The sequence below is a fragment of the Enterococcus sp. JM9B genome (assembly GCF_009933265.1).
Taxonomy (GTDB): Bacteria; Bacillota; Bacilli; order Lactobacillales; family Enterococcaceae; genus Enterococcus_C; species Enterococcus_C songbeiensis.
In genome coordinates this window covers 1-12,762 of sequence record NZ_MAEK01000010.1, presented here as the reverse complement: position 1 = coordinate 12,762, position 12,762 = coordinate 1, and the positions used below count along the sequence as shown (strand labels likewise).

Below are 12,762 nucleotides of genomic sequence, written 5' to 3'. Positions count from 1 at the left end.
TGTAGCATATCGCTAAAGTTATGCCAGTAATAACTTGACAGACTTGCTTAAAAAAAGGGAGCGCACAATTCATGCGTCCCCATCTATTCAACTGAATAGTAATTATTTTTTCACTTGGCTCATAACTTCTTCAACAAAGTTATCTTCGCGTTTTTCGATTCCTTCGCCAACTTCAAAGCGGACGAATGATTTCACCGTTGCACCTTTTGATGCCACATATTTTTCAACCGTCATATCTGGATCTTTAACAAATGGTTGGTCAACCAAAGCGATTTCTGCTTTGAATTTGCTCAAACGACCTTCAACCATTTTTTCAACGATTTTAGCTGGTTTGCCTTCATTTAATGCTTGTTCTGTCAACACAGCTTTTTCATGTTCTAATTCTGCTGCTGGGATTTCTTTTTCGTTTACATAACGAGGATTGATAGCTGCGACGTGCATTGCTACATCTTTTGCTACTGAATCGTCTGTTGTTCCTTCTAAAACAGTCAACACAGCAATACGTCCGCCCATGTGCAAGTAACCGCCAAATGCTGCGTTATCCTCTTTTTCAACAACTTCAAAACGACGGAAGCTGATTTTTTCACCAATTACTTGTGTTGCTTCGATCATCGTTGCTTCAATCGTACCTTTTGCTGTTTCAAGCTTCATTGCAGCTTCCATGTCAGCAGGTTTATGTTCAGCAATCAATTCCGCAACTTCTTTAACTAGGTCTTGGAACATTTCATTTTTAGAAACAAAGTCTGTTTCTGAGTTGATTTCAACAATAGAAGCTACGTTGCCTTTTACTGCAACAGCTGCTAATCCTTCAGCAGCGATACGATCGCTTTTCTTCGCAGCTTTAGCCATTCCTTTTTCACGTAAAAGATCCACTGCTTTTTCCATATCGCCTTCTACTTCTACTAATGCGCGTTTCGCATCCATCATTCCTACGCCGGTCATGTCGCGCAGTTCTTTTACCATTTTAGCTGTAACGTCTGCCATTTTAAAAATTCCCTCCTGAATTGGTTGATTTATAATTATTTTCTTAAAAAAAGCTGTTTCAAAGGAGAGTGAGGCTTGACCGCCTGGCCTTTGAAACAGCTCCGTCATTCAAAATTATTCAGCTGAATCAGCAGAAGTATTGTCGCCTTCTACTACATCAACGATTTCTTCGATTGAAGTTGCATTTTCAGTAGTTTCTGCTGCAAAATCTTCTTCTACAACTTGATCTTCCCCTTGATTTCCTTCGATGAAGGCATCAGCCATTTTAGCAGTAATCAATTTTACCGCACGGATTGCATCATCATTTGAAGGGATAACTACGTCGATTTCATCTGGATCACAGTTCGTGTCAACCATAGCGACGATTGGGATATTTAGTTTGTGTGCTTCTTGAACAGCAATGCGTTCTTTACGTGGGTCAACGATGTACATTACATCAGGAATTCTTGGCATATCAGCGATACCGCCTAAGAATTTTTCGAGACGTTCACGTTCTTTGTTCAAACCAACAACTTCTTTTTTAGGAAGGACATCAAATGTGCCGTCTTCTTCCATTTTGCTGATTTGTTTCAAACGTGCAACACGTTTTTGGATTGTTTCCCAGTTAGTTAAAGTTCCACCTAACCAACGATGGTTTACAAAGTATTGACCTGCGCGGGTAGCTTCTTCTTTAATCGCTTCTTGTGCTTGTTTTTTTGTTCCTACGAACAATGCAACGCCGCCTTCTTCTGCAACGTTTCTCATGTAGTCGTAAGCTGCATCGACTAATTTAACTGTTTTTTGCAAGTCGATGATGTAGATTCCGTTTCTTTCAGTGAAGATATATTTCTTCATTTTTGGGTTCCAGCGACGTGTTTGGTGTCCAAAGTGTACGCCGGCTTCTAGCAATTGTTTCATACTGATTACTGCCATGATTTGTTTCCTCCAATTGGTTTTTGTTTTCCTCTTAAAAGCCGTAAACTCCACAGCAGACTTCGCAAGCAAAGCACCCTGACTGTAAATAGACCTTTAATGTGGATTTGTGTAAGACTCGCTCACACCTAGAACAGTATACAGTAGGCAAAACTAAAATGCAACGATTTTTCCCGTTAAAAAAAACACATTCTTCTGATTTTCATCGAGAACGCGTTTTTTAAATTCAGTACTTATTTTGCTAAACCTTGTGAAAAATGAGTCATTGCTTGTTTGACTTCATCTACTTTATCTTCTTTAACCAATGGTAAAAGCTTTGCTTGCAGTTTCTCAAAATCTGCATAGGTAAAGTTTTCTACTTGTTGATCTGCAAATGACTTTACTAATAGCTTTTTTGCCTCATCCACATGGGCCGCTTCTACGCGATCTAAAAAGAAATGCAAAAATTTTTCTTGTCCAGTTTCCATTAAGATTCACTCCTTTAGAATTTCATTGCTAAAAGAAAGCAACGAGTTATTTCTAAGTAAAGTATACTCCAATTCAAAAAAATACGTTACTTTAAACGCTTCTCTCAATATAAAAATCATAATCTTATTGACCAATTAAGATGAAAATTCAGCTTTTACGGATAAAAATTCACTCATCAAAGTGGGCAGAAGGAAAATGATTTGCTATGATGAAAGGAACAAAACGAATAAAGGAGATTCTACTATGCGCAAAGCTGACCGACACTTACTAATTAAACAGATCATTAGCAGCCAAACAGTCCGCACTCAAGAAGAATTGCTTCGATTATTGGAAGAAAAAGGCGTCACTGCGACGCAAGCAACGATTTCCCGCGATATTCGCGATTTAAAAATCATCAAAGCCCCTGACGAAACCGGTCAAGCACGGTTTGAAATTTTCCAAGGAGAACGTTTTGGACAAGACGGACAGGAAGAAGAACAACGATTGATCCACATGATCGAAGATGTTGTGACGAAAGTCGATCGGGTTCAATTTTTGACCATCGTCAATACTTTGCCGGACAATGCCCAATTGATTACAGCGGTCATTGATGAAGTCCACATTCCTGAAAAAGTAACGACTATCGCCGGTTTTGACACGGTCATTATTATCTCCCGAACAGAAGAAGATGCAAAAAAAATGGAACGCTATTTCAAAACCCACATATTAGCATAGTGAAAAGACTGACATCGGTTGATGTCAGTCTTTTTTTGGCTATTTTCTTACATTTTGTCTGGCGCATGAAGTCCCAAGAGACGTAAATCTTCTTTCAACAAGACTGTAACGGCATAAACTAATGCCAAACGAGCATCTTTTTGTCCGTCATCTGCCAAAATTTTAGTTTGAGCATAGTATTTATTGAAAGCTTGTGCCAATTTAATCGCGTGTTTTGCAATAACAGATGGTTCAAATTTTTCTGCTGCTTGCATGATTGTTTCAGGATATTTTTGAACCAGCTTGATGACTTCCCAGCTTCCTTCATCAGCTAATGCGTAACTTTGATCGGCTTGTGGAACAAAGCCGGCTTTGGCAAGAATACTCATTGCTCGTGCGTGGGTATATTGTACGTAAGGACCGGTTTCTCCTTCAAAGCGCACCACTTCTTCCAAAGTAAAGTCAAAGGTATTCAAACGATCATTTTTTAAATCATGGAAAATCACAGCTCCAACGCCGACTTGTTTTGCTACTTCATCTTTGTTTTCCAAATCAGGATTCTTCTCTGTAATTTGCTCCTTGGCAGAATCGATGGCTTGATTCAAAACTTCTTCAAGTAAAACGATTTTTCCTTTACGGGTGGATAATTTCTTTCCGCCTTGGGTAATCAAACCAAATGCAATATGATGCATGTCATCTGACCAATCAAAGCCCATTTCCTTCAATACAGCTTTTAATTGTTTAAAGTGATAGCTTTGTTCATTCCCAACAACATAAATAGATTGGGCAAAGTCATACGTCCGTTTACGATACAAGGCAGCCGCCAAGTCACGAGTGATATATAAAGTGGCTCCGTCTGACTTACGGATCAAAGCAGGGTTTAGATCATAGGCAGAAAGGTCAACGATTTCTGCGCCCTTGTCTTCTTTCAACAGATGTTTTTCTTCAAGTAATTCGATGACTTCATCCATTTTATCATTGTAAAAAGCTTCCCCATTTAAAGAATCAAACTCGACACCCAACATGTCATAGATTTTATTGAACTCTTTCATGGATTCATCACGGAACCATTGCCATAAGCTAACAGCTTCTTCGTCGCCGTCTTCTAATTTTTTGAACCAAGCCCGTGCTTCATCATCCAATTCTGGTTCTGTTTCAACAACTTCATGGAATTGAACATACAAACGTAATAATTCATTGATTGGTTCAGCTTTAACAGCTTCTTCAGAGCCCCATTTTTTGTAACCTACAATCAATTTTCCAAATTGAGTACCCCAGTCGCCCAAGTGATTGATACGAATCGGATTGTAGCCGATTTTTTCCATAATAAACCCAATGGAATTTCCGATTACAGTAGAACGTAAATGTCCCATTGAAATTGGTTTGGCAATGTTTGGTGAAGACAAGTCAATCGGTACATTTTTGTTTTCGCCGATGGAAGCATCCCCGTAATGATTCTTTTCTTTTACGACGGTTGCCAATACTTTTTCGCTGATGCTGGCTTTATTCATAAAAAAGTTCAAATAAGGTCCAACTACTTCGATTTTTTCAAAATCTGTTCCATCGATTTTTTCTGCTAATTCCGGTGCGATTTGTTGTGGTGCTTTACGATAGGCTTTTGCTAATGCAAAAGCCGGAAAAGCCACGTCTCCGTGATCTGCCGATTTTGGGTTTTCCAATAATTTTTCTACTTGTTCTAAGGATAGATCATCCTTGACTACCTCATAAATAGCTTTTGCAACGACATCTTTATTATTCATTTTACTTCCTCCTTGATTTTTTGAGAGATGATTTGAAGCAACAAAAAAAGCCCCCAGTGAATCCTTCACCAGAGACGAGATTACCCGCGGTACCACTCTAATTGTTCTAAAAAGAACCTGCTTCTCTAATAACGGTAGATAGCCGTCTGCTAGGCAGATTTTCCCAAGTGCGGTTCTCTCTTGTTTTCCCATTCGGCTCTCACCTACCCGAACTCGCTATACGTTCATCAAAAGATACTCTCTTGTTCATCAAATCGTTTATTAAACTGCATTGATTATAGCAAAGGTTTTTGTGAATGGCTAGTATTTTCCTGTTTGCGAATTAATTTTTAAAGATTTTTAATCAAAATTTCTTTTCACGTTTCTTTAAAAGCCTTGAAGTATGCACTAAAGGAGAAAATCACACACTTCAAGGTTTTCTATAAACCAATCGCCTACGCGATAGATTCACTTATTTTGCGACAACAATCGTTCCTTCTTCATTGGCTAATAGGTTTTCGATGTTTTCCAATGAAGTGATGATTGCTTTGCCCTCTGGACGAGCTTCAGCAAATTCGATTGCTGCTTGAACTTTTGGCAGCATACTGCCTGGTGCGAACTGGTTCTCTTCGATGTATTGCTTCATTTCAGCCACAGTAACTGTCTCTAATTTTTTTTGATCAGGTTTTTGATAATTCACATAAACATTATCCACTCCGGTCAAAATAATCAGCAAATCTGCTTCAATGATTTCTGCCAATTTTTCTGAAGCAAAATCTTTATCGATCACTGCTTCGCGACCTTCTAAACCGTTAGCTGTTTCAACAACGGGAATCCCACCGCCTCCAACTGAGACAGTAATCACTCCTTGATTGACCAAACTTTCAATTACTCGTGCTTCCTTAATTGAAATTGGTTTCGGTGAAGCAACTACTTTTCGCCAGCCACGACCAGCATCTTCTTTAAAGGTTGCGCCGGTCTCTTTCATTTGTTGCTGTGCTTCTGTTTCAGTAAAAAATGGACCAACTGGTTTCGATGGATTTTGGAAAGAAGGATCATTTTCATCGACGATAACTTGCGTAACTAAAGAAACGACATCTTTATCGATTCCTTTTTCTTTTAGAATACTGCCCATTTCATTTTGCAGCCAATACCCAATAGATCCTTCTGTCATAGCGACACAGGTATCAAGTGGCATTGCTGGTGTTTTTTCAGAATCGGCTGCTGCTTGCTGGATCAATAAGTTTCCCACTTGTGGACCGTTTCCGTGAGAGATAATCAACTCATCGCCTTGCTCAATAAATTTCACTAAATATTTTGCAGTTTCACGTAACGCGCTTTGTTGTGCTTGGGCAGTTGCGTCATCAGAAAGAATAGCATTTCCCCCTAATGCGACAACAACTTTACGATTTGCCATAATGGCACGCTCCTTTTCGACATTTTTAAGAATGACAAAGCGGGCCAGCGCCTGTCGCCTGTTTTTTCAAACCTACAACGTTCTGACCCGCTTTTGTTAAAGTAAGTAGTTTTTATTTATACTCGGGGAATAAACAGATTACCCAAAGTTGCTGCCATGATGGCTTTAATGGAGTGCATCCGATTTTCCGCTTGATCAAATTGACGGGCATATTTGCTGTTGAAAACTTCGTCCGTCACTTCCATTTCCGTGATACCGAATTTTTCTTTCATTTGTTCCCCGTAAACCGTTTTTGTATCATGGAATGCTGGCAAGCAGTGCAAGAAAATCAGTCTGTCTGTGTTGTGGGTTTTTTCAATCATTTCCATATTGATTTGATAAGGTTTCAGTAATTTGATGCGTTCTTCAAATTTGTCTTCTTCTCCCATTGAAACCCATACATCAGAATAAAGAACATCTGCACCGTCAACGCCTTTATCTACGTCATCTGTGATCATTAATTTCGCACCTGTCTTCGCTGCAAAACCTTCTGCTAATTTCACAACTTCTTCGTCCGGTTGTAAATCTTTCGGTGCCACGATACGCATATGTGTTCCTAAAATCGCACCAGTTACCAATAAAGAATTTGCCATGTTGTTCCGACCATCGCCACAATAAGCAACTGTAATACCTTCCACCGTTCCAAAGTTTTCTTGGATTGTTAAGAAGTCAGCAATCATTTGCGTTGGATGCCATTCATCTGTCAAACCGTTCCAAACAGGTACACCGGAGAATTCTGCTAGTTCTTCGACCATTTTTTGGCTGAATCCGCGGAATTCAATTCCATCAAACATCCGACCAAGAACTTTGGCTGTATCTTCCGTCGATTCTTTTTTTCCTAATTGGATATCATTCGCACCCAAATATTCTGGATGTGCACCTAAATCCACTGCAGCAGTAGTAAAGGCTGCCCGTGTCCGAGTCGATGTTTTTTCAAAAAGCAGTGCGATATTTTTTCCTTCTAAATAGTGATGAGGAATGCCGCGTTTTTTTAGATCCTTTAAATGTTCTGAAAAATCGATTAGGTATTGTAGTTCTTCTTTGGTGAAATCTTTCTCAGCTAATAAACTTCTTCCTTGAAATACAGATTCTTTCATATTAGTACTCTCCTTTAGTTTGGTCATTAAATGAATCCGAAGGCAATGAGATCACCGCCTCGGAAAAGTCAACGAATTATTTTTTCAAATCTTCACGAACGAGAGGTTGACTCATGCAACGTGGGCCACCACGACCGCGGGACAATTCCCCTGAATGGATTTCCAACACTTTGATGCCATAGCTGCGCAACAATTCATTGGAAACATAGTTACGATTATAAGTGACTACCACACCCGGTGCGATTGCCAATGTATTTGATCCGTCATTCCATTGTTCCCGAGGTGCAACAATAGCATCCCCGTTTCCAGTTGGAATCAAAACCAAATCGTCTAAATGCAATGCTGCTTTTAATGTACCATGTAAATCTTGGCTATGTGAAATTTTGATGTCGTCACCATCTGGTTCAATTGTGTAAACGTCGATTTTTCCGTCAGCATCTTGAATTTCTGGATGAATCGTAAATTTATCGTAATCAACCATTGTAAAAACAGTATCTAAGTGCATCATCGCGCGATTATGCGGGATTTTGATTGCCAAGACTTTTTTAAAGCCAGCATTTTTTGCGAACAAATTGCGGGCTAATTTTTCTAGTGAACGCGCATGCGTCCGTTGGGAAATTCCGATAGCTACTACTTCATCGCTAAGAACTAGTTCGTCGCCACCTTCAATATGCCCATCGACATCACGATCCAACCAAACTTCAACACCTTTATTTGCGAAGCGTGGGTGATGATTTAGGATATAGGTTGTAAACATGGATTCCCGACGTCGTGCTTCAAATGCCATCTTGTTAACTGTCATTCCGTTTCCGATTGAGGCGGACGGATCTCGTGTGAAATATAGATTTGGCATTGGGTCCATAAAGAATGGGTAGTCATCATCTTTTGAAAGATCAAATAAAGAGTGTGGTTTGACATCGATTTCTTTCGTCCGAACACCCGCCATGATTTTATTAACCATGTCTTGGGTTTCCATTGACAATAAGTATTCAAACAATCCTTGACGAACCGTGGCAGAGTCAATAAAGGATTCATCCAACATTCGATTTAAGAATTCTTCTTTGACATTGCCCGCATCAATTGCTTCAGCAACTAGCTTTTCTAAGTACAAGGTTTCAGTTCCGTTGTCTTGCAATACTTTGGCGAACTCATCATGTTCGTCCTGAGCGACTGGAAGATACGGAATATCATCAAACAATAGACGTTCCATAATATCTGGGGTTAAATTTTCTACCTCTTGTCCCGGTCTTTTCAATAAGACGGTTTTCAATTTTCCTATTTCAGAAAATACGTGAATCGGTTTATCCATTTTGCTGCCTCCTCTTTCTTGATTACATGAATAGCTTAACGCGTTACAGAAAGCCCTTTCAAAAATATTCGTCATTGGAAATGCCAAATATTTCACGTTAATAGTTCTGTTATTTATATTTAACCGCATTTATTCTTTATTGTCAAAAAAATCCGTTGTTTTTATGCAAAATAAGAAACAAAAAAATATTTATTCATTCAGAAAAATTTATTGTATATTTTTATTTTTCTTTTTAAATAATATTGTTATCGCTTTCCGATGTCGGCGTTTCCTTTTTTATGTATATTTTTTTATACATAAACAGATTTTATTCATTTTTACAACTATTATGTATCTTTTATTTATTATGAATGAATTGATTATTTAATGCTCCTTTCAAAGGGAATTTTTGCCATATTCTTTGCATTTTTATCTTTACAAACATTAAAAAAAAAGCAACAATTGATATGAGAGAAATAACCAAGAGATGAGGGCTATGAATGTATACCGATAAAACCGATTTTCAATTTTCTCGTTTACGCTATCAGGATGACTTCGAACATTTGACAGAAGAAGAATTTAATCTTTTAAAGGCCAATGTCCTGCTACGCTCGTACAAAAAAGGACAGATTCTTTTTGATGAGGGCGATCCTCGTGATCGTCTGTACTTCGTCACTGAAGGGCTTGTCCGTTTAGAACGCTACGATGAAAGCGCCACTTACTATTACTATGACTATGTATCAAATTGCAGTGTTTTTCCAATGGGGGGCATTTTCCGTGAAGAGTTATATTCCCACAGTGCTCAAGCGTTGACCGATATTGATACTTTTTATTTTCCGGCACAGATTTTTGAACAGATCTGTCAGAATAATCCAAAGCAGCTGATTTACTTAATAAAAAAATTAAACGGCATTATTGCCTCCCACCAATTACGATTGCAAACTGGATTGACCTCAAATGCCCATGATCGTGTGACACAAAATCTTTACATTTTAAAAAAAGAATTAGGAAAAAAAGAAGCAACCAAAACGGTGATTCCTTTTCCTATTACCCTGAAAGAATTAGCTGTCAACAGTGGAACGACTCGCGAAACGGCTGGTCAGGTCATTAAAAAAATGAAGAAAAAAGGCTTGTTGGATTACGACAAAAAAATGTTTACCTTTTATGATTGAGAAAAGCTTCGATTCTATGCAAAAAATCCGAAGAATAGGAAATGCCTATTGTCCAGTGGTCTTTGTCAGAAGACTGTGACGTGTCAGGTTCCTATTTTCCGGATTTTTTTGTATTTTATTAAAAGGATAAACTTGGGACAGCATTTAACTGCCAATCAGCAAAATGTCGTTTTTTTAATTCAATATGAGCTGCTGCACCGATCATTGCGGCATTGTCGCCACATAATTTCAACGGCGGAATAATCAATTCGACATTAGGCAGTGTTGATGCCACCTGCTGCTGCAAACTTTCTCGCAACCCTTGATTCGCTGCTACTCCACCAGCGACAACTACTTGTTTGACCGGATATTTTTGGCAGGCTTTAATCGTCTTTGTCGTTAAGACATCAACCACACTTGCCTGAAAACTTGCAGCTAAATCATTGGGCACCAGTTTTTCTCCCCGTTGTTCTGCATTATGAACCAGATTGATAAAGGCACTTTTTAAACCACTGAAACTAAAATCAAAATTGTCTTCATGAATCATTGCCCTTGGAAAATGATAGGTATCTTGTCCCTCATGAGCCATGCGGTCAATTTCTTTGCCGCTGGGATAAGGCAACCCCAAGACCCGACCAACCTTATCATATGCTTCACCAGCCGCGTCATCCCGCGTTTCTCCAATAATTTCATAAGAACCATCTTCTGCCATATAAACAAGCTCCGTATGCCCGCCACTGACCAACAGCGCCATTAATGGAAATTCCAACGGTTTGACAAAACGGGCCGCATAAATATGACCTGCCATATGACTAACAGGAATCAACGGCAGACTATTTGCCCAGGCAAAAGCTTTTGCTGCAGAAATACCAATCAGCAACGCACCGACTAAACCCGGTCCATAGGTTACTGCCACTGCCGTCAAATCTTCAGGAGTTACTTTGGCTTCTTGCAACGCATCATCGATACATCTGGTAATTTGTTCAACATGGTGTCGGCTGGCAACTTCCGGCACAACACCACCAAAACGTTGGTGACTTTTAATCTGAGAAGCCACGATATTGCTACAAATTATCGCCCCATCTTTTACGACCGCCACACTTGTTTCATCGCAACTGCTCTCAATTGCTAAAATCAATTCATTCATTCATTTTCCCTTACTTTCTTACGCATCACTAACGCATCTTCCACAGGTGCCGAATAATACTCTTTTCGCCGACTGATAATTTCAAACCCACAAGTCAGATACAAATTTTGTGCTGCATGGTTAGAGACTCGCACTTCTAAAAAAATAGTTGCTGGAGTCATTCCCAGCTGTTGAATCAAATGCTGCAATAATTTTTTACCGTGTCCCTTTCCTTGCTCCCTCACCGAAACTACAAGATTTGAAATTTCCACTTCTGATAACAAGTGTTGATACCCAAGAAATCCAATCAGTCTTTCTTCTTGTTTCAGAAGTAAGTAATTGTTATACGGTGTCTTCATATCTTCAAGAAACTGTTCTTGTGTCCAAGGGGAATGATAGGTGTAGGCTTCATTTGCCAAATGATAAACAGATGCTGCCCATTTTTCACTTTCTTCTTTTTGTGCTTTTATAATTTGCAACTTATTCATTTATGTATTTCACCATATCTAATGCATCCTCATTTGTTTCATCATAATAGCCATTTTTAATCGTTCGTGACACAAAGCCAAATTTTCGGTACAAACGTTGGGCATCGCGATTCCCAAGACGGACCTCTAAAGATAAAATCTCACACCGCTGTTTCCGCGCATAGCTCTCGATTTCCTCCAGTAAAAAAGTACCCAGTCCTCTTCCTTGATAAGTAGGCAAAATAGCAATATTGGTAATATGTCCATCGTTTCCAGTGACTCGGCAGCCAATAAATCCGACTAATTCGCCGCCATACTCAAGACAAAGATACAGATGAGGCACAGACGATAACAACTCAGAAAGAAAAGCGGCTCGTGTCCACGGTACCTCCCCTGCATAAACGTGCCGTTCTACCTGCAAAAGAGCTTTAATATCTTCCCGCTTCATTGCTCGAACCAGATAGTCTGTTCCCTGAATTGATTTCACCCGCGTCGGATAGTTTGTCCTTTTTTTGAAGGTCCATTGTTGGATAAACAGACTAAATTTTTTCAACATACGCTTCATCTCCGGGTTCGTGAGACGCCAGCCATTTTTCTTCTGCCTCCACACGTTTTAAATAATTCGGTAAAAAAGTATCTACAGCTGTCACCGGTTTTTTTGCCCCCAATTCAGCAAGGACAACACCTGATGGATAGTTCCATTCAGGAATTTGATTGATTGTAGCATCAGGTAAATTCTGCTGAATCTGTTCCGTAAATTTTGACACATCTGCTCCGACAAAAAAAACTTTTTGCTCACGAACTTTTTCACTCAGTTCTTCAAAGGAGATATGCTGATCCGGCCACACATTTATCAATTGCTCTTTTTGCCATTGGTAGGCACCTGCGTAGACATTTCCCCGCCGTGCATCAAAAATTGGTAAAATCCACCCATCGATATTGCGACAATTTGCAGCAATCACGGCTAAACTTGATACGCCCACAAGCTCCGCAGACAACGTATCTGCCAAGGTTTTCCCGGTCGTAACACCTATCCTCAAACCGGTGTAGGAACCCGGACCTTGTGCAACCACGATTCGCGTAATCTCTTTTGGTTTCCAATGCACCATTTCCACAAGTCCAGCAATTGCCGGCATCAAGGTAACACTATGATTTTTATTTACAGTTGTCTGCAACTGCCCAACAACCTGATCTTCTTCCATCAATCCGATTGCTAAGGATTGATTCGATGTATCAATGGCTAAAATTTTCATTTTTGCACCCTTCCTTTAAACACCATCATATTTTACCACAAATCAAAAAGAGGTACAGCCCATTGTTTTTCAAAACAAAAAAACGGCTAAAACGAGCCGTTTTTTGCGGTTCTATAATATTTAGTGTT

The 12,762-nt window shown here is 39.4% G+C and carries 13 protein-coding genes and 1 other annotated feature; of the genes, 2 read left to right on the top strand and 11 right to left on the bottom strand.

The features are described from left to right. Nucleotides 1-102 precede the first annotated feature (102 nt). The 3 genes from tsf to BAU16_RS03160 all read right to left on the bottom strand — a co-directional run bounded on the left by tsf (nt 103) and on the right by BAU16_RS03160 (nt 2,363). Entirely contained in the window at nt 103-984 is an 882-nt protein-coding gene (gene tsf, locus BAU16_RS03170) for a translation elongation factor Ts (protein ID WP_048603085.1), read from the bottom strand. 114 nt (nt 985-1,098) lie between these two features. Further along, nucleotides 1,099-1,896 carry a 30S ribosomal protein S2 gene (gene rpsB / locus BAU16_RS03165; RefSeq protein WP_048603086.1) on the bottom strand — a complete coding sequence of 266 codons (798 nt, stop codon included), beginning with the start codon at nt 1,894-1,896 and terminating at the stop codon, nt 1,099-1,101. Nucleotides 1,897-2,129: 233 nt separating this feature from the next. Continuing rightward, a complete protein-coding gene (locus BAU16_RS03160; protein WP_048603087.1) occupies nt 2,130-2,363 on the bottom strand; it encodes a hypothetical protein in 234 nt (77 codons plus the stop codon). A gap of 244 nt (nt 2,364-2,607) precedes the next feature. Here BAU16_RS03160 and BAU16_RS03155 point away from each other — a divergent pair, with 244 nt between their 5' ends. Beyond that, entirely contained in the window at nt 2,608-3,078 is a 471-nt protein-coding gene (locus tag BAU16_RS03155) for an arginine repressor (RefSeq protein WP_137605756.1), read from the top strand. Between the two features lie 47 nt (nt 3,079-3,125). On the opposite strand, the gene argS is transcribed toward BAU16_RS03155, so the two are convergent. The 4 genes from argS to arcA all read right to left on the bottom strand — a co-directional run bounded on the left by argS (nt 3,126) and on the right by arcA (nt 8,658). After that, nucleotides 3,126-4,817 carry an arginine--tRNA ligase gene (gene argS / locus BAU16_RS03150; RefSeq protein WP_137605757.1) on the bottom strand — a complete coding sequence of 564 codons (1,692 nt, stop codon included), beginning with the start codon at nt 4,815-4,817 and terminating at the stop codon, nt 3,126-3,128. A 67-nt stretch (nt 4,818-4,884) separates the two neighbouring features. Further along, nucleotides 4,885-5,076 (bottom strand) — a binding site (T-box leader). A 192-nt stretch (nt 5,077-5,268) separates the two neighbouring features. Further along, on the bottom strand, nt 5,269-6,213 hold the full coding sequence (gene arcC, locus BAU16_RS03145; protein ID WP_161526411.1) for a carbamate kinase: 945 nt from the start codon (nt 6,211-6,213) through the stop codon (nt 5,269-5,271). Between the two features lie 116 nt (nt 6,214-6,329). After that, complete coding sequence (gene argF, locus BAU16_RS03140) at nt 6,330-7,349, bottom strand: ornithine carbamoyltransferase (protein ID WP_137605759.1); 1,020 nt, start codon at nt 7,347-7,349, stop codon at nt 6,330-6,332. Between the two features lie 76 nt (nt 7,350-7,425). Further along, nucleotides 7,426-8,658, bottom strand: a complete 1,233-nt coding sequence (gene arcA, locus BAU16_RS03135) for an arginine deiminase (RefSeq protein WP_048603092.1) — start codon at nt 8,656-8,658, stop codon at nt 7,426-7,428. Nucleotides 8,659-9,137: 479 nt separating this feature from the next. Between arcA and BAU16_RS03130 the strand changes: the two genes are divergently transcribed. Continuing rightward, nucleotides 9,138-9,809: a Crp/Fnr family transcriptional regulator gene (locus BAU16_RS03130; protein ID WP_048603093.1), complete on the top strand. Its 672-nt coding sequence runs from the start codon at nt 9,138-9,140 to the stop codon at nt 9,807-9,809. A gap of 118 nt (nt 9,810-9,927) precedes the next feature. Here the strand turns inward: BAU16_RS03130 and tsaD are convergent, their stop codons facing one another. Genes tsaD through tsaB form a run of 4 tightly spaced genes read right to left on the bottom strand, consistent with a single transcriptional unit; the run spans nt 9,928 to nt 12,634 of the window. Beyond that, the gene (gene tsaD, locus BAU16_RS03125) at nt 9,928-10,935 is read right to left on the bottom strand and encodes a tRNA (adenosine(37)-N6)-threonylcarbamoyltransferase complex transferase subunit TsaD (protein WP_137605760.1); all 1,008 of its coding nucleotides are present in this window, start codon (nt 10,933-10,935) and stop codon (nt 9,928-9,930) included. Continuing rightward, a complete protein-coding gene (gene rimI / locus BAU16_RS03120) occupies nt 10,932-11,402 on the bottom strand; it encodes a ribosomal protein S18-alanine N-acetyltransferase (protein WP_048603095.1) in 471 nt (156 codons plus the stop codon). The genes tsaD and rimI (BAU16_RS03120) overlap by 4 nt, the downstream gene beginning before the upstream one ends. Then, a complete protein-coding gene (gene rimI / locus BAU16_RS03115; protein WP_137605761.1) occupies nt 11,395-11,937 on the bottom strand; it encodes a ribosomal protein S18-alanine N-acetyltransferase in 543 nt (180 codons plus the stop codon). Before rimI (BAU16_RS03115) ends, rimI (BAU16_RS03120) begins: the two co-directional genes overlap by 8 nt. Then, a complete protein-coding gene (tsaB, locus tag BAU16_RS03110; RefSeq protein ID WP_137605762.1) occupies nt 11,921-12,634 on the bottom strand; it encodes a tRNA (adenosine(37)-N6)-threonylcarbamoyltransferase complex dimerization subunit type 1 TsaB in 714 nt (237 codons plus the stop codon). Before tsaB ends, rimI (BAU16_RS03115) begins: the two co-directional genes overlap by 17 nt. Between the last annotated feature and the right edge of the window lie 128 nt (nt 12,635-12,762).